This is a genomic window from Bradyrhizobium sp. Kon69, from assembly GCF_055807515.1.
In genome coordinates this window covers 1-338 of sequence record NZ_JBVVOS010000201.1, presented here as the reverse complement: position 1 = coordinate 338, position 338 = coordinate 1, and the positions used below count along the sequence as shown (strand labels likewise).

Below are 338 nucleotides of genomic sequence, written 5' to 3'. Positions count from 1 at the left end.
CTCTGTGCTGCTCACCCAACAGCAGGCGCAGGTCAGGCCTTGCGCAGTGAATCACCAGCAAGTCCTCCGCAGCCAGTGGAGCAACGCCGGGGGCGTCTGTTCTTCGCTGAATTCGCCCACCGAGGGCGGCACCAGCACGGCAGCCATGGGGGCATCCGGACCAGGCTGGGTGTCGAACACGCGCACCGGCGTGCCCTGGGTATCCACCTGCCAATGACTGACCCGCAACGTCGGCAACTGCGCGGATTGGTGCTCGGCGGCAATGCGATTGGCGACGCCGAACAAATCGGTCAAGCCGTGCACGGCGGCCAATTGCGCGCCCTGGTAGATCAATATGC

The 338-nt window shown here is 65.1% G+C and carries 1 protein-coding gene; it reads right to left on the bottom strand.

What is annotated here, in order from left to right; all coding sequences use genetic code 11:
- Positions 1 to 51 precede the first annotated feature (51 nt).
- Positions 52 to 338, bottom strand: a 287-nt coding sequence (locus AC0L3U_RS38830) for a type 1 glutamine amidotransferase family protein (protein WP_473365030.1), incomplete at its 5' end; no start/stop codon positions are given.